This is a genomic window from Campylobacter sp. (assembly GCF_019423325.1).
Taxonomy (GTDB): domain Bacteria; phylum Campylobacterota; class Campylobacteria; order Campylobacterales; family Campylobacteraceae; genus Campylobacter_B.
The window spans coordinates 306259-329851 of the sequence record NZ_JAHZBQ010000002.1 but is presented as its reverse complement, the minus strand read 5'-3'; the positions used below and the strand labels follow the sequence as shown (position 1 = coordinate 329851).

General features: G+C 50.6%; 21 protein-coding genes. 19 read left to right on the top strand and 2 right to left on the bottom strand.

Annotated features, from left to right (window positions below; all coding sequences use genetic code 11):
* Positions 1 to 17: 17 nt before the first annotated feature.
* The 17 genes from QZ367_RS06585 (at position 18) to QZ367_RS06505 (ending at position 18687) form a co-directional block, all read left to right on the top strand.
* Entirely contained in the window at positions 18 to 2168 is a 2151-nt protein-coding gene (locus QZ367_RS06585) for a TonB-dependent siderophore receptor (protein ID WP_291938775.1), read from the top strand.
* Between the two features lie 157 nt (positions 2169 to 2325).
* A complete protein-coding gene (tig, locus tag QZ367_RS06580) occupies positions 2326 to 3639 on the top strand; it encodes a trigger factor (RefSeq protein WP_291938773.1) in 1314 nt (437 codons plus the stop codon).
* Complete coding sequence (gene clpP, locus QZ367_RS06575; RefSeq protein WP_005871578.1) at positions 3640 to 4224, top strand: ATP-dependent Clp endopeptidase proteolytic subunit ClpP; 585 nt, start codon at positions 3640 to 3642, stop codon at positions 4222 to 4224.
* A complete protein-coding gene (def, locus tag QZ367_RS06570; protein ID WP_291938769.1) occupies positions 4225 to 4743 on the top strand; it encodes a peptide deformylase in 519 nt (172 codons plus the stop codon).
* Positions 4740 to 6257, top strand: coding sequence for a YifB family Mg chelatase-like AAA ATPase (locus tag QZ367_RS06565; protein ID WP_291938767.1), 1518 nt, complete (start codon positions 4740 to 4742; stop codon positions 6255 to 6257). The genes def and QZ367_RS06565 overlap by 4 nt, the downstream gene beginning before the upstream one ends.
* Positions 6254 to 7747, top strand: coding sequence for an NAD(P)H-hydrate dehydratase (locus QZ367_RS06560; protein WP_291938765.1), 1494 nt, complete (start codon positions 6254 to 6256; stop codon positions 7745 to 7747). The genes QZ367_RS06565 and QZ367_RS06560 overlap by 4 nt, the downstream gene beginning before the upstream one ends.
* Positions 7738 to 8316, top strand: coding sequence for a phosphoribosylglycinamide formyltransferase (gene purN, locus QZ367_RS06555; protein WP_291938763.1), 579 nt, complete (start codon positions 7738 to 7740; stop codon positions 8314 to 8316). Before QZ367_RS06560 ends, purN begins: the two co-directional genes overlap by 10 nt.
* Before the next feature lie 132 nt (positions 8317 to 8448).
* Positions 8449 to 9489 carry a DUF3137 domain-containing protein gene (locus tag QZ367_RS06550; protein ID WP_291938762.1) on the top strand — a complete coding sequence of 347 codons (1041 nt, stop codon included), beginning with the start codon at positions 8449 to 8451 and terminating at the stop codon, positions 9487 to 9489.
* Positions 9490 to 10006: 517 nt separating this feature from the next.
* On the top strand, positions 10007 to 10609 hold the full coding sequence (locus tag QZ367_RS06545) for a CDP-alcohol phosphatidyltransferase family protein (protein ID WP_291938760.1): 603 nt from the start codon (positions 10007 to 10009) through the stop codon (positions 10607 to 10609).
* Positions 10610 to 11072: 463 nt separating this feature from the next.
* The gene (locus QZ367_RS06540; protein WP_291938758.1) at positions 11073 to 11711 is read left to right on the top strand and encodes a 1-acyl-sn-glycerol-3-phosphate acyltransferase; all 639 of its coding nucleotides are present in this window, start codon (positions 11073 to 11075) and stop codon (positions 11709 to 11711) included.
* Positions 11692 to 12051: a hypothetical protein gene (locus QZ367_RS06535; RefSeq protein WP_291938756.1), complete on the top strand. Its 360-nt coding sequence runs from the start codon at positions 11692 to 11694 to the stop codon at positions 12049 to 12051. Before QZ367_RS06540 ends, QZ367_RS06535 begins: the two co-directional genes overlap by 20 nt.
* A complete protein-coding gene (locus tag QZ367_RS06530; RefSeq protein ID WP_291938754.1) occupies positions 12048 to 12977 on the top strand; it encodes a phosphatidate cytidylyltransferase in 930 nt (309 codons plus the stop codon). Before QZ367_RS06535 ends, QZ367_RS06530 begins: the two co-directional genes overlap by 4 nt.
* 7 nt (positions 12978 to 12984) lie before the next feature.
* Positions 12985 to 13539 (top strand): DUF1287 domain-containing protein, encoded by a 555-nt coding sequence (locus QZ367_RS06525; protein WP_291938752.1) that lies wholly within the window; start codon positions 12985 to 12987, stop codon positions 13537 to 13539.
* Between the two features lie 38 nt (positions 13540 to 13577).
* Entirely contained in the window at positions 13578 to 15584 is a 2007-nt protein-coding gene (locus QZ367_RS06520; RefSeq protein ID WP_291938751.1) for a bifunctional alpha/beta hydrolase/class I SAM-dependent methyltransferase, read from the top strand.
* Between the two features lie 644 nt (positions 15585 to 16228).
* Positions 16229 to 17758 (top strand): phosphatase PAP2/dual specificity phosphatase family protein, encoded by a 1530-nt coding sequence (locus QZ367_RS06515; RefSeq protein ID WP_291938749.1) that lies wholly within the window; start codon positions 16229 to 16231, stop codon positions 17756 to 17758.
* 193 nt (positions 17759 to 17951) lie between these two features.
* Complete coding sequence (locus QZ367_RS06510) at positions 17952 to 18404, top strand: hypothetical protein (RefSeq protein ID WP_291938747.1); 453 nt, start codon at positions 17952 to 17954, stop codon at positions 18402 to 18404.
* A gap of 118 nt (positions 18405 to 18522) precedes the next feature.
* On the top strand, positions 18523 to 18687 hold the full coding sequence (locus QZ367_RS06505) for a hypothetical protein (RefSeq protein ID WP_291938745.1): 165 nt from the start codon (positions 18523 to 18525) through the stop codon (positions 18685 to 18687).
* A 32-nt stretch (positions 18688 to 18719) separates the two neighbouring features.
* Here QZ367_RS06505 and QZ367_RS06500 read toward each other — a convergent pair whose 3' ends face one another.
* Positions 18720 to 19511 carry a UDP-N-acetylmuramate dehydrogenase gene (locus QZ367_RS06500; protein WP_291938743.1) on the bottom strand — a complete coding sequence of 264 codons (792 nt, stop codon included), beginning with the start codon at positions 19509 to 19511 and terminating at the stop codon, positions 18720 to 18722.
* Between the two features lie 601 nt (positions 19512 to 20112).
* On the bottom strand, positions 20113 to 21009 hold the full coding sequence (locus tag QZ367_RS06495) for a menaquinone biosynthesis family protein (RefSeq protein ID WP_291938741.1): 897 nt from the start codon (positions 21007 to 21009) through the stop codon (positions 20113 to 20115).
* A 290-nt stretch (positions 21010 to 21299) separates the two neighbouring features.
* Here QZ367_RS06495 and recA point away from each other — a divergent pair, with 290 nt between their 5' ends.
* Together recA and eno are read left to right on the top strand one after the other, a co-directional pair.
* On the top strand, positions 21300 to 22343 hold the full coding sequence (gene recA / locus QZ367_RS06490) for a recombinase RecA (protein ID WP_291938740.1): 1044 nt from the start codon (positions 21300 to 21302) through the stop codon (positions 22341 to 22343).
* On the top strand, positions 22343 to 23593 hold the full coding sequence (eno, locus tag QZ367_RS06485) for a phosphopyruvate hydratase (protein ID WP_291939291.1): 1251 nt from the start codon (positions 22343 to 22345) through the stop codon (positions 23591 to 23593). The genes recA and eno overlap by 1 nt, the downstream gene beginning before the upstream one ends.

Here is a 23593-nt window from a genome sequence, read left to right as displayed (position 1 = left end):
CTAAAAGGAGTTCGGTAATGAAATTTAAGATGAGTTTTGGCGCGGCTTTGGCGCTTTTTTCTTTTGCTTGCGCCGAACAAAACACCGCAGCAAACTCCGCCTCGGGCGAAAACCTAGGCGATATCGAGGTCGTAGAATGGGCGAATAACGACGACGGCTACCGCGCCGTACGCAGCGAAATCGGCAAGACGACTAAGAGAATTTTAGAAATTCCACAAACCGTAAATGTCGTAACGCAGCAGCATCTAAAGGACAAAAAGCCAGAGACCCTAGCCGAATCGCTGCAAAACGTAAGCGGCATAAGCTACGCAAATACGACGGGAAATATTTTCGATGCGATCATCAAGCGCGGCTTCGGCGAGGGTCGCGACGGCTCGATTATGCGCAACGGCGTGCCGGGCGCCGTGATGCACAACTACAACAAAACCATTCAATCCGTCGAGGTTCTAAAAGGACCCGCGAGCATGCTCTACGGTGCCCAGCAACCGGGCGGCGTCATAAACATGGTAACCAAAAAGCCGCAGTATGAGTTTATAAATGAGCTTTGGGGCGGGCTGGGCAATCGCAATTATTGGGACGCAGGATTTGATACTACAGGGCCGATTGTAGATAGCGGCTTTGCGTATAGATTTATATTCGATTACTACGCGAAGGATTATTGGCGAAATTTCGGCGGTATAAAAAACACGCTCTTTGCGCCGTCGCTTGCGTATCAAGGAGACGATTATTCGATAAGCTTAGGCTACACCCATACTCGCTCTACCGATCCGGTGGATCGCGGCGCGTTTTTAGTGCCGAGTACGGGTAAAATTTACGGCAGCGGTAAAGTCCGCTTCGACGAGCCGGTAAATAAACTACAAAGCAAACTCGATACGGTTGATTTCGGCTTTGAGAAGGAATTTAACGAGGATTGGATATTAAAAGGCGCCTATGCTTTCTCGCGCAGCAAGCACGAATACGGCTACGTCCGTCCGAACAATCCATTCACGCCCCAAGGCCTTACCGGCACGACGCGATCGTATAACTACTACGATAATTTCATACACCGCACGCACGCAGCAAGCGTCACCCTAAACGGCAAATTTGAAACGGGTCTGCTTAAGCACGATGTCCTTTTCGGCACGGATTACAAAAACTACTACAGATACCGCCCGGGCGCGCTAAAAGGCACCGCAGGGCGCATCAATATGCTTACCGGGCAGACCGCTTCGGGCGCCGTCTTAACGAACGATAGAGAGCCAAAAATACAATATCAAAAGCTAAGAACGATCGGGCTTTACACTCAAGATAATATAAATTTAACCGACGAGTTGATACTTTCTTTGGGCGTGCGTAGGGAATTTTACGATCAAGTAGCCAAACAAAGCTGGCAAGGACCGAACAACACCGATCAGAAAAAGGCTGCTACGACCTATCAGGGCGGGCTTTTGTACCTGTTAAGCCCGCAGTGGTCGGTATATACTAACTACTCGCAAAGCTTCACGCCGCAGATGTCCATAGGCGAGGCGATAGGCGGCGATCTAAAGCCGGAGGAAGGCAAATCCGTGGAGCTCGGCACTAAATTTCAAAACGATCGCGTCACTGCGGGTGCGGCGGTGTTTAATATCGATAAAAGAAACATCCTGCGGACGGTAAATAATATAAGCGAGACGATCGGCAAGGCTCGCTCGCGAGGATTTGAGCTCGATATAAACGGGCGTGTGACGCAGGGGCTTAGCATGTCGGCGAGCTACGCATACACCAAAACGAGGGTGCGCGAAGACGACGGCGCTTTTGCGGTACTAATCGGCAAACCGCTGGAAGCGACGCCGAAGCACCAAGCAAGCCTATTTGCCAACTACGATTTTGCGCATCTAGGCGCAAAGGGGCTTAGGCTTGGCGGCGGCGCGCGATACTTCGGCTCGTGGTACACCTACTATATGCGCACGAACCTACCGAGCGTGCCCGCAGGAACGGCGTTTAAGCTGCCTCACGCCGTAGTTTATGACGCCTTCGTGAGCTACGATACTAAAATTTCGGGCTATGATACGAATTTTTCGTTCAATGTCAAAAATTTGACCGACAAAAAATACTATACCTCATCCTCAACCGGCACAACCACGAGCGTGATACCTATTCAGATGGGCTACGCGCGGCAGTTTATGTTTAACGTATCGGTAAAATTTTAGCCTTAGTCCCGCTTTAAATTTCAAGGCGGGCTTTTAAAAATTTTAAAATTTAAAAGCCTCGAGCCGCTTAGGCTCGGCAAATTTTAGGAATTTATACTTTAAATAAGAAATTTTTTGATATATTACGAGCTATTTTTAAATTTTCTAAAGGAATTTTATGGAAGTAAAAGCAAAAATGAAAGACGCCGCAAATGCGGTAGCTGCGAGCAAGATCGAAGCAAAGCAGATCGCAGCCAAAGTAGAAGAGCTAGCCAAAAAGGCCTCTAAGCAGCTAAGAATCGACGGATTTAGACAGGGCAAAGTGCCTACCGTAGTGGTTTTGAAGCGATACGGCAAGCAACTTGAGGGCGACGCAAAGCAGGAGCTTCTTAAAGATATGATCGACGAGTCTCTTAAAATTTTAAAGAAAAAACAAGATGAAATTTTATCCGAGCCGGTCTTTTCTAAATTTGATGAAAAAAACGGCGATATCGATGTCGAGATCGAAATTTCTTTCAAGCCCGAGGTTAGCGTCGAGGGGTACGAGGAGCTGATTCCTAAGTTTAGCAGCCCGCGAGTTACTCAAAAAGAGATTGACGAAAAAGTAGCGGAATTTTTGCAGATGATCGCTCCGCTTTCTAAAACCAACAAAAAAATTCTAGCCAAAGACGATTTTGCAAAATTCGACTTCGAAGGCTTCGTGGACGGTAAGCCATTCGACGGCGGCAAGGCGCAGGATTACGTCCTTCAGATCGGCTCAAATCAATTTATCCCGGGCTTTGAAGACGGTATGATCGGACTTAGAGTGGGCGAAGAGCGCGACGTAGCGGTTAAATTCCCGCAAGATTACGGCGCGAAAAGCTTAGCCGGCAAGGACGCGATCTTTAAAGTCAAGCTTCACGAAATTCAGGCTAAAAAACCTGCCAAAGAGCTCGGCGAGGAGGAGCTAAAGCAAGCGCTTCCGGGCGAGAAAGAGCCGAGCAAGGAGAAATTTGAAGCGCGTATCAAAGAGCGCATCAAAAACGATAAGCTTCAAAAGCTTATAAATGAGGATCTAAAGCCTAAATTTGCCGACGCGCTCGCCGAGAAATTTAACTTCGCGCTTCCAAAAGCGATCGTTGAGCAGGAGATTAATTTGCAGTTTAACAACGCCTGGAGCGGCTTTTCAAAAGAGCAGATCGAGGAATTTAAAAACAACAAAGACGCCCTGGATAAAAAGCGCGAAGAGTTTAGGAAGGCTGCCGAAAACAGCGTAAAACTTACCTTCTTAATCGACGAGCTAGCCAAAAAGCGCAAGATCGACGTGAGCGATCAGGAGCTCGTTCAGGCGGTCTATATGGAGGCCTACACCTACGGCGCCGATCCGAAGGAGCATCTAAATAGATACCGCGACAACGGCATGCTACCAGCCGTCAAAATGGCACTTATCGAGGAGAAGCTATTTAACGATATTTTCTCAAAGCAGGGCAAAAAAGAAGAGAAGGGCGAATAGATGGTGATTCCTTACGTTATCGAACAAACTAGTCGCGGAGAGCGCAGCTACGACATCTATTCGAGGCTGCTAAAAGACCGTATCGTAATGCTTAGCGGCGAGATCGACGACGCAGTGGCAAGCTCGATCGTCGCGCAGCTTCTGTTTTTGGAGGCGGAGGATCCGGATAAGGATATCTATCTATACATCAACTCCCCGGGCGGCGTGGTTACGAGCGGATTTAGCATTTATGACACGATGAATTATATCAAACCCGACGTAAGCACGATCTGTATCGGTCAGGCGGCGTCGATGGGGGCGTTTTTGCTAAGCTGCGGCGCCAAAGGCAAACGCTACGCGCTTCCAAACTCGCGCATAATGATCCACCAGCCCTTAGGCGGCGCGCAAGGCCAGGCTACCGACATCGAGATCCAAGCCAAAGAAATTTTACGAATGAAAGAAATTTTAAATGGCATCCTTTCGCAAAATTCCGGCAAAGATCTCGCGCAGGTCGAAAAGGACACCGATCGCGACTTTTTTATGAGCGCCGAGGATGCCGTGCAATACGGGCTGATCGATCAAGTACTTCAAAAGAGCTTTAAATAGATGATCCTGGACGTCCTTACCTATCCGAATAAAAAGCTATATCAAAGATCAATCGAGGTCGTTAAATTCGACGCGGCGCTGGGCGAGCTTTTAGACGATATGTATGAGACGATGATCGCAAAAAACGGCATAGGTCTTGCCGCCATCCAGGTAGGAAGGCCCATGCGCGCTTTGATTATAAATTTAGCCAATGAGGAAAAAATCCAAGACAAAAAAGACCTCATCGAGATCATCAATCCGCAAATTTTAAAAAAGGAAGGCGAGGTCGTTTACCAGGAGGGCTGCTTGTCGGTGCCGGGCTTTTACGAGGATGTCACGCGCGCCGAGTTTATCACGGTGCAGTTTCAAGACCGCGCCGGCAATACCCACGAAATGGACGCTAGCGAGCTGCTAGCCGTCTGTATCCAGCACGAGATGGATCACCTCGACGGACATCTTTTCATCGAGCGCATCGGATACAACAAACGCAAAAAATTTGATAAAGAATTCAAAAAAAGTCTAAAAGAAAAATCGAAATGAAATCCATAAAATGCGCTGCCTTCACGGATGCACTGATCCCCGTAGAGGTCGAGTCGACATTCGTGCGGGGGCTGCCGGGATTTAATATCGTAGGCCTTGCGGGCGCTACGATAAAAGAGAGCGAAAGCCGCGTAAAAGCCGCGCTTGTGAGCTTAAATTTTAAATTTCCCGCGTCCAAAATCATCATAAATCTCTCCCCCTCCGACACGCCCAAAAACGGCTCGCACTTCGATCTTGCGATCGCGCTTCTAATCGCGCTGCAAAAAGAGCGCATCGACGGCGATTTCTTCGTCTTCGGCGAGCTCGGTTTAGACGGCAGCTTAAAGAGCACGGCGAGCCTCTTTTCGATCCTGCTTTTTTTAAGCACGAAGGTAAAGCGCGCTAAAATTTTAGTGCCGCAAAGCATTGCTCTAAAGGCCTGCACGATCCCAAACTACGACGTCTATGCGGCGGATAGCCTAAGCGATGCGGTCAGATTTTTTTTAGACGAGGAATTTGCCGCAAGCAGGCTCATGCGAGAAGTCCATCCGCTTTTTAAAAACGTCGTGGAGATTGACGGGCAAGCTTACGTTCCCAACCGCGATTTTTCGCTCGATTTCAAAGACGTCAAAGGACAAAAGCGCGCCAAGCGTGCGAGCCTGATCGCCGCATGCGGCATGCACAACATCCTCTTTGAGGGCAGCCCGGGCTGCGGTAAAAGCATGTGCGCCAAGCGGATAGCCAGAATTCTACCGCCGCAGAGCCTGAGCGAAGTGCTGCTCTCGTGCGCCTACGAGTCGCTAAATAACAAAGACGTCGATTTTAGCGCGCTGCGCCCCTTCCGCTCGCCGCACCACACCAGCACGCGCAGCTCGATTTTCGGCGGCGGCAGTAGCGGCGCAAAGATCGGCGAGGTCGCGCTCGCAAACGGCGGCGAGCTGTTTTTCGACGAGCTGCCACACTTCGGTAAGCAAATTTTAGAAAGCCTGCGCGAGCCGTTAGAAGATAATAGAATTTTAATTTCGCGCGTAAATTCCAAGGTCGAATACCAAACGAAATTTATCTTCGTCGCGGCGCAAAATCCCTGCCCGTGCGGAAATCTATTCTCCAAAAACCTAACCTGCACCTGCTCGCTAAACGACATCAGGCGCTACAAAAACACGATCTCCGCGCCCTTGCTCGATCGCATCGACATATACGTCGCGATGGACGAGACCGGCGCGGACGACAGAAGCGACGTTTGCAGCGAGGAGATGGCTGATGCGGTGTTGCGGGCGTTTCGCGCGCAAAAGGCTCGGGGGCAGAGCGAGCTAAACGCAAAGCTGCGCGACGAGGAAACTGAAAAATTTTGTATCTGCGAAAGCGCTGCGCGGGATGTTTTGCAAACGGCGATCACCCGCTACGACCTTTCGCAGCGCGGCGTAAATAAGACGCTAAAGCTCGCGCGCACGATCGCCGATCTAGCAGGCGCCGAAATCATCGCTAAGGCGCATATTTTGGAGGCTCTTAGCTTTCGCATAAGGAGCGAAATTTGAAAAAAATTTTCTTTAGCACCGCAGAACTCGACGCGCGAGCGAGCGCGAAATTTGGACTTAGCGAGCAAATTTTAATGGAAAACGCCGCCGGTAGGATCGAGGGCGAGATCAGAAAGCGGCTCAAAAAGGGCTCGCGCATTTTGGCGCTTTGCGGCGGCGGAAATAACGGCGCAGACGCGATAGCGGCGCTGCGAAAGCTAAGCGGCGATTTTAGCTGCACCGCGCTTTGCGTGCTGGAAAATAGAAGCGCGGCAGGCAAATTTCAAACGGATGCGGCGCGGGCTGCGGGCGTTAAGTTTATCGATATCGCGAGCGCAAAAGATGATTGCGGGCACGCAGAGGGTGCGTCTAGCAAGGATGCCTGCGTGCATGAAAGCACAGGGTACGGCGGCGAATGCGGCAAGCTAAGCGTCCTACGCGATGAGATTACAAGCGCAGACTGCATAATCGACGGAATTTTCGGTAGCGGTTTAAACAAAGCCTTAAGCTCTAAAATTTGTGAAATTTTATCTCTCGCAAATAGCTCAAAAGCTCTAAAAATAGCAGTCGATGTCCCAAGCGGCATCGACAAGCTCGGGCGCATTTTAGGCGGTGCGTTTTGCGCGGATTTGACGATCGCAATGGGCGCGCTGAAGCTCGCGCTGTTTTCGGACGGCGCGAAGGATTACGTAGGGCGGATCAAAGTCGCAAATCTTGGAATTTCGCGCTCAAATTTCGAAGGACGGAGCGAATATTTTCTACTTCAAAAAAGCGATCTGAAGCTGCCGCTACGCAGGAAGCAAAACACCAACAAGGGCGATTTCGGGCACACCTACGTCGTAAGCGGACAGATGAGCGGAGCGGCGCAGATGGCGGCCCTAGCGGCTCACGCGATCGGCAGCGGGCTCGTTAGCGTCGTTAGTGAGAAGCCATTAAATTTAAGCCCGATTTTGATGCAAAAAAGCTCATTCGATGCCGCGCGGGTCGTAGTCTGCGGCTGCGGCCTCGGAGAGCAGAAGATCGATCTTGCCGCGCTACGGGACAAAAGCTGCGTTATCGACGCCGATCTGTGCTACGAACGCGAAATTTTAAGCCTAATAAACGCCAATTCAAATTTAATTCTAACGCCCCATCCGAAGGAATTTTGCTCACTCTTAAAGATCGTGGGCATCGCGGATCTTAGCGTGAGCGAGCTGCAAGAGCGCCGCTTCGAGCTTGCGCGGGCGTGGAGCGAGAAATTTAACGGTGTGCTCGTGCTAAAGGGTGCAAATACGCTCATCGCGCAAGAGGGCATCATCTACGTCTGCGACAAGGGTAGCGCCGCGCTCGCAAAGGGCGGCAGCGGCGATGTGCTCGCAGGGCTCATCGGCGGGCTACTCGCGCAAGGCTACTCGCCTCTGCAAGCCTCAATCTGCGGCGTCCTAGCCCACGCACTCGCCGCGCGAGCCTTCGCCAAAAACTCCTACGCGCTAAATCCGCTCGATCTCATCGAGGAGGTAAAATGGTTGTGAAAAAGCTTGCCGTGCTTTTTAGCGGCAGCGGCTCAAATTTGGAGGCGATCCTGCAGAAGCTGCACGGCAAAACTTTTGGGGGCACCAAGATCGAAGTCGTGCTAACGCTAAGCAACAAAGCGGGCGCCGGCGGTATCGCAAAGGCCGCAAAATTCGGGCTAAAAAGCGTGATCCTAAATCACAAAGACTTCGCTAGCCGCGAAGAATTTGATGCCGCGCTCGTGCGCAAGATCGAAAAAAGCGGCGCGGAGCTTACGGTGCTTGCGGGCTTTATGCGGATTCTCACGCCCGTTTTTACGAGTAGGGTTCGCGCGATAAATTTGCATCCGTCGCTGCTGCCGCTTTTTAAGGGCGCTCATGCGATAGAGCAGAGCTTTGAGAGCGATATGAAGGTGGGTGGCGTGAGCGTGCATTGGGTCAGCGAGGAGCTTGACGGCGGCGCGATTATCGCTCAGCGCGCGTTTGAAAAGAGCGCGGGCATGAGCCTTGAAACTTACGAAGCCAAAATCCACGAGATCGAGCATGAGCTATTGCCGCAGGTGATCGTAGAAATTTTGTGCCAAAGCTAAATTTAGCGCAGAAATTCGCGCTAAATTTAAAGAGCGGAATTTTATAAATTTAAATCTTAGTTCTTTAAATTTTAGGGGCGAACTCTAAGTATTAAATTTTAAAATTTGCTAGCTAAATTTAGAAAGATAAAGATGACCGCAAACGAACTGGAAAAACTAAGGCTCGGCATCCTAGATGAGGCGGAGCGGCACAAAGGCACGGCGTTTTCGATAATAGTACTAGCGGTGCTAGCCTCGGCGCTGTGGCTATTTTTCAATTTTAGAGATCAAGAAGCAGCAGTAGGCCTCTGCTGGATCATAGTGATATTTAGCTGCGGCAGTATCTCTTATAGAGTAGTGAATAAAGATGCAAATATAGTGCGCGTATTTATCTTTTGCACCTTGCTGTGGATGCTTGCCAAAGGCGTAGAAATATGCGAGAATGATACCTTGCGCTTCGTCATCGCACTCGTAACCATCTGCCTTTCTTTGTTTAATATCGCGGATGCCGCGCTGGAGCGGATCAAATACAACAGATCCAAAAAATTCGTCCGCGCCTTTAAACACCAATATATCGCGCCCTATATCGCAAGCCTAGGTTATCGCTACGAAATTTCAGGCTCGTTTCGGCCGGCGTATCTGCGCGCTAGCGGCCTATTTGTGGACGGCATAAGCTATTTTGATTGCGAAGATAAAATTTCCGGCGTTTATGACGGAGTATTTTTCAGCTTTGCGGATGTTTGCGTGACTCACACCGACGAACGACGTAGCAGCAGGGGGATATTTTTCTACGCGGAATTTAAAAAGCGCATAAACTCGGCGGCCGTGATCCTGCCTTCGCTCAGCGCGAGACCGACGCTCGGCGGACTTAAGAAGATCGCGATGGACGATAGCGAGTTTAGCTCCGCATTCAGCGTGTATAGCGCCGATGCAGTGTCTGCAATGTATGCTCTCACGCCCGCATTTATGCGGCGCTTGCTTCGCTTTAGAAGCGGTGCCGGCGGATCGATCAGATTAAGCTTTTCGGATAGAAACGTCTATGTTTTCATCCACACGGGACACGATAGTTTCGAGCCTAGCGTAGATCGCAGCGTATTGAGCTTTGATCCTGCCACGTCTATCAAGCACGAGCTTTTATCCTTTCTATCCATAGTAAAAAGTTTAAAATTAAACGAAAATATCTGGCGAGATTAAATTCTAAATTTGACTTTAAATCCGCAAATACGGAGGTTTTGCTCCACCGCGGAATTTTAAAATTTAAAAGTACTCTTCCCGGCTCGGCGCCGCTATGATTTAGAATTTTCGCGACAGGGTCTATTACATTTGCGGCGGAGAGCGAAGTTTGAAATCTATCGCGATGAAATCCCATGCGGTTTATAAATTTTTGCGGCCCGCATAAAGGAATTGAGCAAAGATGGATACTGATATGACGATGATTGCGCCGTACGCTTTCCATAAGGAGATTACCACGCTGCCTATAATCGTGCCGTAAACGCTACTTTTACCGTCGCGAGCCCGCGTCAAAAAAATTGAGTGCCATCGCGGCAACGATAGAAAAGATACTTTACTCATATTTTCATGTTTATTTCGCTATCCTAACGCTTTTAAAAATCGACGATTAAAAAGCTCATACAAAAAGCCGGCTACACATTTAATCTGCTTCCAAGCATTTTTAAGCGACAATACGAAAATCAAATTTTCGGAGTCTACAATGACGATTTACGAGTTAAAGCCCAAATTTCAAAATTTACTTCGTCCGTTAGTAAGACGGCTTTACGGCGCGAGCATCAGCGCAAATCAAGTCACGATCGCAGCCTGCGTCACTTCCGTTCTGCTAGGCGGACTTCTGATAAAATTCGCCGAAGTTTCGACGCTATTCTTTCTGCTGCCCGTTTGGATGTTTTTGCGTATGGCGCTAAATGCCATCGACGGCATGCTGGCTCGCGAGTTTAATCAAAAAAGCCCGCTGGGCGGCTACCTGAACGAAGCCACGGACGTCATCTCGGACGCCGCGCTGTATCTGCCGTTTGCCTTCGTGACGCCGTTTGACTGGGGCGTTATCACGCTCGTTATCTTTCTATCTTTTATGAGTGAGTTTTTGGGCGTTCTAGGGCAGGTGCACGGTTGCGGTAGGCGATATGACGGGCCTATGGGCAAGAGCGACCGCGCGTTTATATTTGGGCTTATCGGTACGATATATGCGCTATTTGGGCGACTGCCAGAGTGGTTTAGTTGGGTGCTTTACGCCGCGATATTTTTACTCGCACTTACTTGTGCAAACCGCGTGAGGATGGGACTAAAAAGCGGGGAATAGGGCGCCTCGGACGAGGATAAATTTAATAGCTATCTCCAAAATCTACGCAAGGTAAATTTGTCTAAATTTGATATAATTGCAAAAGTTTTAAGTTCGCCTCGGCGCGGGCACGCAATCGTTATAAATTTGAGCTTGTTTAAATTTACGAGATTTTTTGAGGCGAGGATAAAATATCACGACGAATTTGTCTACTTAATTTAGATGTTTTAAAAGACGCGGCCCGCAAAATGCGCTTAGTTAATTTCGAGCGTTTTATCAAAGTCGGCGAAATCAAAGGCAAGTAGCAAAAGCGGCAAATTGCAGGCATTACTTAAACCGTATCCGTTTTAATCGCCTAAAATTTATATCTAAAGCGCTCGTTTTCGGTGAGGTGGGTAAAAAGCTCATTTGCCGCACGCAATCGTAAAATTGAGGGCGTCACAAAAAATGAATTTGAAAAGCAAAAGAACAAAAAGGATACAAGATGAAAAATTTTTTAGCGGCCGCGCTTGATTTTATCCTTTGCCGTATTACTATATTTATCACGGGCGTACGGCCGCCGCAGGAGCTTTTAAACATCGGCGACGGCACTAAAATTTACTACGCAAACCACGCTAGCCACGGCGATTTTTTGCTGATTTTCGTCTCGCTGCCTTACCGTGTGAGAAAGCGCGTGCGCCCCGTTGCGGCGGCGGAGTACTGGGAGAGCGGGCCTGTGCGCAGGTTTCTTGCTAAAAACGTGTTTAATATGGTTCTAATCAGTCGCCATAAAGATCCGCTAGAGTCGCTAGCGCAAATGAGCGAAGTGCTGCAGACGCACTCTCTCATCATCTTTCCGGAAGGCACGCGCAAGATGGACGACGATCTCGCGCTACAGCCGTTTAAAAGCGGGATATTTCGCCTGGCGCAGCAGTGTCCTGATGTCCCGCTTGTGCCAGTTTGGATCAAAAACGCGCGCCACGTCCTGCCCAAGGGCTTTATGATACCCATCCCGCTGCTTTGCGAGCTGATAGTGGGCGAGGAGATAACCTACGGCGGCGAGGGCAAGGGCGAGTTTTTACAAAAGGCGCAAGACGCGCTGCTAGCGATGAGTGATATGCAAAATGACAGAACGAAAGCCTGATTTGGCGGCTCTGGCGACGGCGGTAAATTTGAGCCCTGCAAATCCGTCAAACGAAAAGAGAAAATTTGCGACCGATTTTTACGACAAATTTGACGGCGAGCCTTTTAGATCGGCTAAAAGCGTCAAATTTAAACACGAAGCCTTTACTAAAACGCTCGCCTATGCGCAAATCAAATTTGACCTAATCGCGAGCCAAAAGCGCGGGCTTTTTTTGCCAACAAATTTAACCGATCAAGCCGTCCGCATAGTAAACCAAGCGCGCGTAAATTTGGCTTGCTCGGAGCGCTCCTGCGCAGACGTCAAATTTAGCTTCAAATTTAACCAAAAGGCACTAAAATGAACCCGCAAAATCATATCTTAAATCTATTTTTAGGACTCATCGCGGTGCTAGTCGTCTCTAGCGCCGTTGCCTTTATCCTAAAGGCTAAATTTGGCGCCGAGAACAAAACCGTCTCAAATTTGACCTCGCGCATAAACGCCTGGTGGGCGATGATTTTGGTGATTTTTGCATTTACGTATATGGGCAAAAACGCCGTGATATTTTTGTTTTTGCTCGTATCTTTTGCCGCATTGCGCGAGTTTTTGTCGCTCATCTACATCCGCAGAGGCGATCATATCGCGCTCGTGGCGTGCTTTTACGTGATTTTGCCCGCGCAGTATATATTTATATATGCTGATTGGTACGCGATGGCGATGATATTTATCCCGGTTTACGGATTTTTGTTTTTGCCGATTTTGGCGGCTATTTGCGGCGATGCGGCATATTTTTTAGAGCGCTCGACGAAGATCCAGTGGGCGCTGATGATCTGCGTGTTTTGTATCTCGCACATCCCCGCGCTTCTTTTGCTAGACCTTGAGAGTGGCAGCAGTATGGAGCTTATGCTGTTTTTGATCATAGTCGTGCAATCTAGCGACGTGCTGCAGTACATCTGGGGTAAACTTTTTGGCAAGCACAAGATTGCGCCTAGCATCAGCCCGTCTAAAACGGTGGTCGGCTTTGCTGGCGGCGTACTTAGCGCTAGCGCGCTGGCTGCGTGTTTGCATCATCTCACGCCTTTTGGCGCGACGGGGGCGTTTTTTATCGGGCTTGCCGTTTGCATGATGGGCTTTTTAGGAGGGCTTGTTATGTCGGCAATCAAGCGCGATCTGGGCGTCAAAGACTGGGGATATATGATCAGCGGGCACGGCGGGATGCTTGACCGTATGGACTCGCTGTGCTTTGCTGCGCCGATATTTTTTCACATAGTTAGATACTTTTACGCGTGAGGTTTTGATGAAGATTTGGAGCAAAATTTTACTTTTAGCGCTAACGGCAAATTTGGCTTTTGCTTTTTCTGCCCAGAAGCTCGTGCAAGACGCTAGAGTGCAGGTCGGACGGACGCTGTTTTACGATCCTTCGTACTCTAGGCTAGCCTATCCGATGGGCGATGTGGATATGATAAAGGGCGTTTGCACCGACGTCGTAGTTAGGGCACTGTGCGGACAGGATATCGATCTGCAGCGGCTCATTCACGAGGATATGAGCGCAAATTTTATCGCCTATCCAAAAAACTGGGGCGCGAAAAAGACCGACAAAAATATCGATCATCGCCGCGTGCCAAACATCGCCACCTATCTAAAACGCAAGGGATACGAGGCGAAGGGCGAGTTTAAAGCGGGCGATATCGTGACGTGGCGGCTGGATAACGGCAGGCCGCACATTGGCATAGTTTCGGATAAATTTGCTGACAGCAAAACCCCGCTCGTGATCCATAATATCGGGCTTGGCGCGCAGGAGGAGGACGTGCTAAAGGGTTACGAGATAACGGGGCATTTTAGGATAAAATAAGCGCAAAAATCGATAAATTTAAGCAAGAAAGGCGAAAAATGGAGTTTAAAGAGAGCTATTTTATAACGAGCGACGGGGCGAGGATATTTTACAGATACCGCCTGTCTGCGGACGTGGCGTGCGAAAATCCGGGCGCAAATGAAGTAAATTTGAGCGCCGGAGCCGCAAATGAAACGTCAAATTTGACCGACGAGCAAACAGGCGGCATAGACGAAAATGCGGAGCCGGGTTTTGGCGGCGCGGGTAAATTTGAGGAGCAAAATTTACCAAACGGCGGCGAAAACTCGGACTCAAATTTAAACGAAACTAGCAAATGCGGCGCGTCAAATTTGAGCGAGAAAGAGCTAGCTGAAAACGCCGAGCAAAATCTCAAATTTAAAGCCGCGCCAAACGCCAAAGCCGTAGCGATATTTCACCGCGGACACGAGCACTCGGGCAGGATGACGCACGTAGCGGACGGGCTAGCGGATGAGAGTTTTAGCTATTTTGCCTGGGATCAGCGCGGACACGGCAAAAGCGAGGGCGAGCGGGGCGATGCGCCGAGTATCGGCCGCCTCATCGCCGACGTGGACGAGTTTGTGGCGCACATCGAGCAGAGATTTGGGTTTGAGACGCAAAATCTAGCCGTGATAGCCCAAAGCGTGGGCGCAGTGCTGGTCTCGGCGTGGCTGCACGACTACGCTGTGCGCGTTCGCTGCGCGGTGCTAGCAAGTCCCGCGTTTAGCGTGAAGCTTTACGTACCGTTTGCTAGAGCTGGGCTAAAGGCGCTCTACTGCGCTCGCGGAAATTTTTTCGTAAACAGCTACGTCAAGGCGCACTATCTCACGCACGAGAAGGAGCGCCAGGCCAGCTACGACGCCGACTCGCTCATCACTCGCGCGATCTCGGTGCGCATACTACTGGGGCTTTACGAGGCGGCACAGCGCGTGGTTTCGGACGCTGCCGCGATCACGACACCTACGCTACTGCTGATCTCTGGCGATGACTGGGTCGTGGAGCATGCCCCGCAGCACGAGTTTTACAACGCTCTTGGCGCGCGGGTAAAAAGGCGCGAGATTTTAGAGGGATTTTACCACGATACGCTGGGCGAAAGCGAGCGGGAGAGGGCGTTTGAGATCGTGCGCGAGTTCGTCGGCGAGCGCTTTAGAGCGCCTTTTAGTGAGGTGGACTGCACGCACGCGGACGAATACGGATTTAGCCGCGAGGAGGCCGATAGGCTGGCTACGCCGCTGCCGAGATTTAGCCCGAAAAATTTGCGATTTAAATTCCAGCGGATATTTATGCAGGCGGTTTCGCCGTGGGTCGGCGGGCTAAAGATCGGCGAAAATACCGGCTACGATAGCGGCAGTACGCTTGACTACATCTACCGAAACGAGCCGCAAGGGGCGAATAAATTTTTCAAATTTATCGACAAATTTTACCTAAACGCCATCGGCTGGCGCGGCATCAGAGAGCGCAAGCGAAATATCAAGCTAGCCATCGATCAGGCCGTAGCAAAGCTGCAGGAGCGAGGCGAGCCGCTACGACTGCTAGACATCGCCTCGGGACACGGCAGATACATACTAGACGCCGCGCAGGGGCATAAATTTGAGCGCATAACGCTACGCGACTACAGCGACATAAACGTGAAAGCCGGCAGCGAAATGATAAAAGAGCGCGGGCTACAGGACATCGCGAGCTTTACGCAGGCAAATGCGTTCGAAGCCGCTAGCTACGAGGGTCTGCAGGACGCATATACGCTTGGCGTCGTGTCTGGGCTGTTTGAGCTCTTTCCTGACAACTCAGTCGTGCGTACTGCGCTACAAGGCTTTTCAAGTAGCGTAAAAAGCGGCGGCTACCTCATCTACACCAACCAGCCGTGGCACCCACAGCTAGAGATGATCGCGCGCGCTCTATCCAGTCATAGGCAGGGCGCTGCCTGGATCATGCGCCGCCGCAGCCAGGCCGAGATGGATCAGCTCGTGGCAAATGCGGGATTTAAAAAAGTAAAAGAGTGGATAGACGGGGATGGGATATTTAGCGTTAGTTTAGCTGTTAAAATTTAGCCTTTTGCGGCTTGTCTTTTCTCTTTATACTTCGTTGGAAACTCGGTCGGCTTCGGTCACGGACGACTAGTCCGCTCCCTCGCCTCCTTCGTTTCCGCCTCGTCTAAAGAAAAAATACTGCGCCTTATCGTTTTACGCTCAAATTTGGGGTCAAATTTGCAAATTTTACCGACCGAGACCCGCATCGTGAAAGCGTAAATTTGAACACGCAGCGCGTTAGCGCCAGATAAACCTGCACGCAGTGCAGCAACATCTCACGTGTAGTGGGGATGGTGGGGGTTTGGGGGGCGGAAGGGGCGACGCTTCGTAAGTAGAAACCCCTTCCGCCACCCAAGAAAAAGAGAAAGGCGGATACAAAAGGGGGTTCTTTTGCTTCGGCTTTGCCTCGCAACTGCTAGCAGAGCGCAATTCAAGCCCCCACTCCCTTTTACAACAAAGTAAAAAACAACCTCAAACGGTTGTTTTTTGCGCAAAGAAGCTTAGCTTGCAAAGCCAAATTTAGCCAAATCAAATTTAGCACCGTCAAGATACGGGTCTCGGCGAGTAAATTTTACGCTTTTATGTCAAGCGAGCGATCTCGGACCGATTAAGCCGCAAAAGCGCAAATCCGCTAAAATTTGATAGAATTAGCAAAAAAGGCAAAAATGAAAACAAAACTGTTTTTATCGCAGCTGGCCGCGCTAGTCGTCGTTGCGGCGATATTTTACGCTAGCTACGGCGCCACGAACGCCCTCGCGAGCGCTCGCGCAAACGTGCCTGAGATCTATTTCGCGTGGGAGCGCGCGGTGCCGTTTTGGGTGTGGAGTATCGTGCCGTACTGGTCGCTAAATTTGCTCTACGCGCTTGGATTTTTCCTCTGCCGTGACGCCGGGGAGCTCGCGCGCTACGTTACGCAGCTGCTAGTCGCGCAGATGATCGCGACGCTGTTTTTTATCGCTTTTCCTCTGCAAATGTCGTGGGAAAAGCCCGCAGTTTCGGGACTTAGCGGCTTTTTGTTCTCAAGCCTGGCCGCCTTTGACCTCCCGTTTAATCAAGCTCCCTCGCTGCACATCATACTTTGCGTCGTGGTGGGCGCATTTTACCTTCGCAAGGCGCGCGCGGTTTGGCTTAAGGCGGCGCTTGCGGCGTGGTTTGCGCTCATCGGCCTTAGCGTGCTGACCACGTATCAGCACCATTTTATCGACATTCCGACAGGGCTGGCCGCGGGCTGCTTGGTGCTACTGATTCGTCCGCTAGAGGGCGCGCCGCTTAGTTTCGCTATAGCTAGGGAGCCCGCTCGCTACAAATGGGCGGCATTATATCTGGGATTTGCGTTTTTGACGCTTTTTGCGGCGATTGTGGGAGCTAAAATTTGGGGCGCGTGGATGCTGTGGCTATCGTGGGCGAGCCTTAGTTTCGCGCTGGTTGCTTGCGGTTATGCGTTTTTGGGCGCGGGAGTTTTTGCTAAAAACGAGCGAGGCTGTCACGCCGCCGCGGCTAAAGCTTTACTTTTTCCTTATCTTTGCATCGCGCGGTTAAATGCGCTTTTTTGGCTACGCGGACGCCGGCTTTCAGACGAGATTTTGCCCGGGTTGTATCTAGGCTCGGTTAAGGAAGCGGGTAAATTTGACGCGGTGCTAGACTGCGCGGCCGAGTTTGAGCGGCCTGGCGGCGCGCAAATTTACGCGAGCGTGCCTATGCTAGATATGATAACGCCCGGCGCGGACGAGCTAAAACGCGGCGCGGACGAACTTGAGCGACTCGTGAAAACGACTCTCTGCGGCGGCGAAAATTTGCAGCAAAGGATGGAACTAGGATCAAATTTTAGCGCCAAGGCGGGCTGCGCGCACGGGCGAGATTTGAAATTTAACGAGCAAGCGGACTCGCGGGTAAATTCGCAAACGCGTGGCACGGCAAACGAAGGCGAAATCGCCGAGGCGGGGCAAGCTCTTGCAAACTCAAACGAACGAGCCGCCGAAACAAACGGCAAAAAAGTGCTGGTCTGCTGCGCGCTTGGCTACGGCAGGAGTGCGTCGGTGTTGCTTGCTTGGTTGGTGATTTATGCGGGGCTGGGCTTTGACGAGGCGCTAAATTTGCTAAAATCGCGCCGCGAAAATATCGCAGTCGCTAGCTCGCTGCGTGAGTGGATAGCGCGGCTAGCCACAGAAGCCCGCGTAAATTCGAAAGCGGAGTAAAGACCGGCTAAATTCGCAAAAGCAAGTGCGGCAAATTTAAGCGCGAAATAGGCGCAGGCTAAATTTGATCAAGTCCGGTTTGAGGGATCAAATTTAAAAAATCTGCAGGCTAGAAACAAGCGGCATTGCAAAATTCTTGGCGAAAACAAGCGGGAATTTAACCAAAGGCAAACGCCCAAAATGAGGAGATAAAATGACGAATGCGAAGCAAAGCAAAAAAGAGGCGCAAGACAGGGGGCAGGAATGCCGTCAAAGGACGGACGATAGAGCCTTGGCGCTGGTTACGGCTAGGTTTTTGGCGACGCATAGGCTGTTTTTCTTGTTAAATTTGCTTCAGCTTGCCGTCTGCCTTACGATCTTTACGCATTTTGCCGTGATTGCGGGCTTTTTAGCGGCTTTTGCGGGGCTATTTTATCTGCACGTTAGGCTGCATTTTGACGCGCTTATATTTAAGGATTTTGCGGAGGGGAGGCTTGATTTCGGTAAATTTGACGCGGCGCTTGCGGAGTTAAATTTAGCTAGCAAGCCGCCTAAAATCCGCGATATGAAAAGTCGCTGCGCGGGAGCTTTGCGACTATATAAATTAACGGCCGCGCTTACTCTCATCGTCACAGTCGCGGCTTTAGCGGGCTGCTATCTGGGCTAAATTTGCTTGCCCGCTTAGACGGTTACGGAATGCCGATTTAGACGGTCGCGTCGGTTTGGCGCGCAAAATTCAACAACTGTTTTTCATGGCGAGATAAACGAGATAAAATTGATTGTTTTTGCGGACTATTTTTGTAGCGACTATTTTAAGCGATGAAACGGCAGTTAGTATCATCGGCGCACTGTATTCGAGCGCTTTTAAATTTGACGATTTCGTCGGTATTTTAAAATTTCAAAGCATAAAAAAATCCAGTGCAAAAAAGACGGAATGGACAACCGAGTAAGTTTAGTCGGGGCAAAATATACGAATTTCCTTTTATAGCACCACGACTTCGGTTTCCAGTTCGATACCGAATTCCTCAAAAACGCGGCTTTGCGCTAAATTTATGAGCGCAATCACATCCTCAAAGCTCGCGCCGCCGAAATTTATGATGAAATTGGCGTGCTGCTCGCTAAATTTCGCTCCGCCGATCGCGTGGCCTTTAAGCCCCGCCGCTTCGATCAGCCTGCCCGCGGCATCATTTGGCGGGTTTTTAAAGCAGCTTCCAAAGCTTGCTCCCTTTGGCTGGTTGGCGCGTTTGGCGGCGAAATCCGCGGCGAGTTCGGCATCAAAGCCGCGCGAAATTTTAAACTCGGCGCCCAAAATCGGCTCCTCGATCCCGCTTCTTCGGTAGCCAAAGCTTATCCGCTCGCGCTCCACCCAGCCGCGAGCCAGGCGCACGGCAAGCAGGCTATCGCTGATGCTAGCGCCGGCGAGCCCTGCGTTCATTTTGATTAGCCCGCCGAGCTGACCCGGGATGTTGCGCAAAAACTCAAAGCCGCCGATGTTTTGCTTTTTGGCGAAGTTGTAAATTTTACCCGACTTCGTCGCAGCCCCGATGCTAAGGACATCACCGCTTAAGCTTATACGATCGAACTCCTCGCTTAGCATCGCAAGGTGCGGCGGTGCGGGCGAGATGAGCAGATTATTGCCGCCGCCGATGATCGCGCGCTCGCGGATACTCTCAAACTCCGCAAAATCGGCCTCGTCCTTTAAAATTTGCACCGCAAAGCTCCCGCCTATACGCACGGAGGTGTATTTGCTAAAATCTATCTGCTTTGTTTTCAAAATTTTGCCTTTTAAATTTCATTTCTAAATTTCGCGCTTGCCGCTCGCGCCGTATCGTTTTAAAATTTAGCGATACCGCCGCGCCGCACGGTGCAAAACGCGAACGCTATCTTAAAATTTAACGCTGCTGCTGCGATTAAATTTAGCTCGATTGCGATGCGTTTTCAGAGGCGCGCTACGTCGCACGCGCAACTCGCACTCTGCGGTACAAAATACAGCCGCGCAATGCAACGCCGCACCGTAAAATTTCATCGCCACATAGCCGTAAATTTGAGGCGGAACATCGCACCGCGACAATAACGCCACAGCAGGCGGTCGATTGACGAACCTGGCGGTAAAATCGCGGCAAGTTTGATGTTAAATTTGCGCGCAAATTTAAATCCACGTCGCCCTCTACGGCTAAATTTCAAAAGCGGATTACCGCACATCAAAAACGAGATAAAATTCTACCGCGCGCCTGCTTTTACGCCGAAGTAAAATTTTCGCCGAGGCGCAAACCCCTTAATGCCTAGAAATTTAGCCGAAACGAAGGGGCAGAGTTCCGAGCAAAATCAGCCGAAGCAAGGCTCAAATTTCAGCTAAATTTTAACCTCGCCCGCCTTTACATCGGGTTTTGCCCGCCGCAGTCTGCAAAACGGATCTCGTTATATTCACGCGGGATAAAATTCTCCTGCGCGCTAAGCGGCGCAGGGTAAAATCCGCGCTCGTAGCCAAGTTCAAACAGCCTATCTACCGCCCTTATCTGCGACCCCGAAAGCTCGATCGAGGCCTCGTTAGCATAAAGGCTCAGATATTTTTCGAGCTTTGCGTCGTCCACGCGGATGAGATTTCGCTCCATGAGCATGTGCGACAAAAAGGGCTTATGCGCGGTGGCGATGCGCACGCCTTCGGTTAGCACGCGCTCGCACTCGATGGCATCCGTTATCGGCAGGCTGCGGCGAACCGCCATACCTCCCAGCGGCAGCGGCAAATTTTCGCCCGCTAGCTCGCTCCAGATATCCCAGATCTCGCGCTCCACGCAAAGCTCGTCCGAAAAGTCAAGAATGCTTTCGTGTATCAGTACTCCCGCGTCCACCTCGCCGCTTAAGACCGCGCTCTCGATTTCTAGGAAGTTTTTATAAACTATGCGCGCCTGCGGGTAGGCCATGCGAAAAAGCAGGGCATTAGTCGTGTGTTTGCCGCTGAGCGCGACTTTGAAATTTCGCTTCAAAACCGCGTCCTTTTTCTTAACGAGCTTTGGGCCGTAGCCCTCGCCGAAGCTCACCGCCGTGCGCAAAAGCGTGTATTCGTCGCAGATAAGAGGATATAGCGCGAAGCTAATCGCCGTGGCCTCGTATGTGCCCTTTAGCGCCTCGTCGTTTAGCGTCTGGATATCAAGCGCGGTGGCGCTAAGCTTTAGATTTTTGGAACTCACCCAACCGAAATCAATCGCCTTATACATAAAAATGTCGTCGGCGTCGGGCGAGTGAGCGACGTTTATATACTTAAAAATCTTCAAATTTTATCCTTTTTGCTCCGCTTTAAATTTCGCGCGCGGCGTGATTCCAAAATGTTGCGAAATTATAGTGAAATTTTGCTACAGCCCTCATAAAAATGCGGAATTTCTAAAGAAAAACGTGAAAAACAGGGTTCGTTTAAAAGGCTAAATTTAATGCTCTCCGCTTGCCGCGCAGAGCTTTTGCGCTTTTGAAAAATTTCAAATTCCGATGCCGCGCCGAATTTGAGCGAATAATCAAAAATTCATTTCAAATTTGGTAAAATCAGGTGAATTTATTTTTAAGGAAAAACATGGACGAGGGAAAGAAAAAGACGCTGGATGCGGCGCTAAAATCGATCGACAAAGCTTTCGGCAAGGGCACGCTTGTGCGGCTGGGCGATAAGCAGGTCGAGCCGATAGACGCCATCTCTACGGGCTCGGTGGGGCTTGACATCGCGCTTGGCATCGGCGGCGTGCCGAAAGGGCGCATCATCGAGGTTTACGGGCCAGAGAGCTCAGGAAAGACGACGCTTACGCTTCACATCATCGCCGAGTGCCAAAAGGCGGGCGGAATTTGCGCATTCGTGGACGCCGAGCACGCGCTGGACGTCAAATATGCTTCAAATTTAGGCGTAGATACCGACAATCTCTACGTCTCTCAGCCCGACTTCGGCGAGCAGGCGCTCGATATCGTAGAAACCCTGGCAAAAAGCGGTGCGATCGATCTTATCGTCGTAGATAGCGTTGCCGCGCTTACGCCGAAAAACGAGATCGAGGGCGATATGGGCGATCAGCATGTGGGGCTTCAGGCGCGACTTATGAGCCAAGCGCTGCGCAAGCTCGCCGGCGTCGTGCATAAGATGAATACGACGGTGATCTTTATCAACCAAATCCGTATGAAGATCGGCGCGATGGGTTACGGCACGCCCGAGACGACGACCGGCGGCAATGCGCTTAAATTTTACGCTTCAGTGCGCATCGACATACGCAAGATCGCTACTTTGAAACAAAATGAAGAGAGTATCGGCAACCGCGCCAAGGTCAAAGTCGTGAAAAACAAGGTGGCGCCGCCGTTTAAGATCGCGGAATTTGACATAATGTTTGGCAAGGGCATCAGCAAGGTGGGCGAGCTGATCGATTACGGCGTCAAGCTCGACATCGTTGATAAAAGCGGCGCATGGTTCAGCTACGGCGACACTAAGCTAGGTCAAGGGCGCGAAAACGCTAAAATTTATCTAGAGAATAACCCTGCCATCGCCGAAGAGATCACTGCAAAGATCCGCGAGCAGATGGGCAGCGTAAATTTCAGCGCAGACGCGGACGATGAAGAAAATTTACAAAGTGGAGATGAATGATGATTTATATCGAAGATGTTTATGCGATAGAGGTACTTGACAGCCGCGGCAACCCGACCGTGAAGGCGACCGTAGCTCTAAGCGACGGCACCGTAGCAAGCGCGATAGTTCCAAGCGGCGCAAGCACGGGCAAACGCGAGGCGCTGGAACTTCGCGACAAAGACGAAAGATACTGCGGCAAGGGCGTGCTAAAGGCGGTAGAAAACGTAAATTCCCAGATCGCCGAAGCCGTGATCGGACTTGATGCGTTTGATCAAAAAGCACTTGATGAGCAGATGAGGGAGCTTGACGGCACCGATAACTACTCAAATTTGGGCGCAAATGCGGTGCTTGGCGTATCTATGGCGGTAGCGCGCGCGGCGGCTAAAAGCCTTGACGTGCCTTTGTATCGCTATCTTGGCGGCGCGAACGCTAGCGTGCTACCGGTGCCGATGTTTAATATCATTAACGGCGGCGCGCACGCGAACAACAGCGTAGATTTTCAAGAATTTATGATTATGCCGTTTGGATTTGATAAATTTAGCGACGCGCTGCGAGCGGCGAGCGAAATTTACCACACGCTAAAAGGACTTCTAAACGCGGCCGGTCACAGCACGGCAGTGGGCGACGAGGGCGGATTTGCGCCGAACTTAAACGATAACGAAGAGCCTATCAAACTAATCATGCAAGCTATCGAAAAAGCAGGCTATAAAGCGGGCGAGCAGATCAAGCTAGCCCTTGACGTCGCAGCTAGCGAGCTGTACGAAAACGGCAAATATAAGCTAGAAGGCAAAGAATTTAGCAGCGAAGAGCTGATAGAGCGATACGCACGTCTTTGCGAGAAGTATCCGATATTTTCGATCGAGGATGGCCTAAGCGAGGACGACTGGGCTGGCTGGGCGAAGCTAACGAGCAAGCTTGGCTCTAAAGTACAGCTCGTGGGCGATGATCTATTTGTAACGAACGAGAAAATTTTACGCGAAGGCATCGCCAAGGGCGTAGGCAACGCGATTTTAATCAAGCCAAATCAAATCGGTACCGTCAGCCAAACGATGCAAACGATCCGCCTAGCTCAGCGCAAAGGCTATCGCTGCGTGATGAGCCACAGAAGCGGCGAGAGCGAAGATAGCTTTATCGCGGACTTCGCCGTCGCGATGAATACGGGCCAAATCAAAACGGGCGCGACCTCAAGAAGTGAACGCAACGCTAAATACAACCGCCTGCTTGAGATCGAGCGCGAGACGGACGAGTTTTTAGGAAGCCGAATTTAA

Bases quoted from the DNA above. Each gene is read 5' to 3' on its own strand.
- QZ367_RS06585 (WP_291938775.1), top strand. From the start codon at position 18: ATGAAATTTAAGATGAGTTTTGGCGCGGCTTTGGCGCTTTTTTCTTTT.
- tig (WP_291938773.1), top strand. From the start codon at position 2,326: ATGGAAGTAAAAGCAAAAATGAAAGACGCCGCAAATGCGGTAGCTGCG.
- clpP (WP_005871578.1), top strand. From the start codon at position 3,640: ATGGTGATTCCTTACGTTATCGAACAAACTAGTCGCGGAGAGCGCAGC.
- def (WP_291938769.1), top strand. From the start codon at position 4,225: ATGATCCTGGACGTCCTTACCTATCCGAATAAAAAGCTATATCAAAGA.
- QZ367_RS06565 (WP_291938767.1), top strand. From the start codon at position 4,740: ATGAAATCCATAAAATGCGCTGCCTTCACGGATGCACTGATCCCCGTA.
- purN (WP_291938763.1), top strand. From the start codon at position 7,738: ATGGTTGTGAAAAAGCTTGCCGTGCTTTTTAGCGGCAGCGGCTCAAAT.
- QZ367_RS06550 (WP_291938762.1), top strand. From the start codon at position 8,449: ATGACCGCAAACGAACTGGAAAAACTAAGGCTCGGCATCCTAGATGAG.
- QZ367_RS06545 (WP_291938760.1), top strand. From the start codon at position 10,007: ATGACGATTTACGAGTTAAAGCCCAAATTTCAAAATTTACTTCGTCCG.
- QZ367_RS06540 (WP_291938758.1), top strand. From the start codon at position 11,073: ATGAAAAATTTTTTAGCGGCCGCGCTTGATTTTATCCTTTGCCGTATT.
- QZ367_RS06535 (WP_291938756.1), top strand. From the start codon at position 11,692: ATGACAGAACGAAAGCCTGATTTGGCGGCTCTGGCGACGGCGGTAAAT.
- QZ367_RS06530 (WP_291938754.1), top strand. From the start codon at position 12,048: ATGAACCCGCAAAATCATATCTTAAATCTATTTTTAGGACTCATCGCG.
- QZ367_RS06525 (WP_291938752.1), top strand. From the start codon at position 12,985: ATGAAGATTTGGAGCAAAATTTTACTTTTAGCGCTAACGGCAAATTTG.
- QZ367_RS06520 (WP_291938751.1), top strand. From the start codon at position 13,578: ATGGAGTTTAAAGAGAGCTATTTTATAACGAGCGACGGGGCGAGGATA.
- QZ367_RS06515 (WP_291938749.1), top strand. From the start codon at position 16,229: ATGAAAACAAAACTGTTTTTATCGCAGCTGGCCGCGCTAGTCGTCGTT.
- QZ367_RS06510 (WP_291938747.1), top strand. From the start codon at position 17,952: ATGACGAATGCGAAGCAAAGCAAAAAAGAGGCGCAAGACAGGGGGCAG.
- recA (WP_291938740.1), top strand. From the start codon at position 21,300: ATGGACGAGGGAAAGAAAAAGACGCTGGATGCGGCGCTAAAATCGATC.
- eno (WP_291939291.1), top strand. From the start codon at position 22,343: ATGATTTATATCGAAGATGTTTATGCGATAGAGGTACTTGACAGCCGC.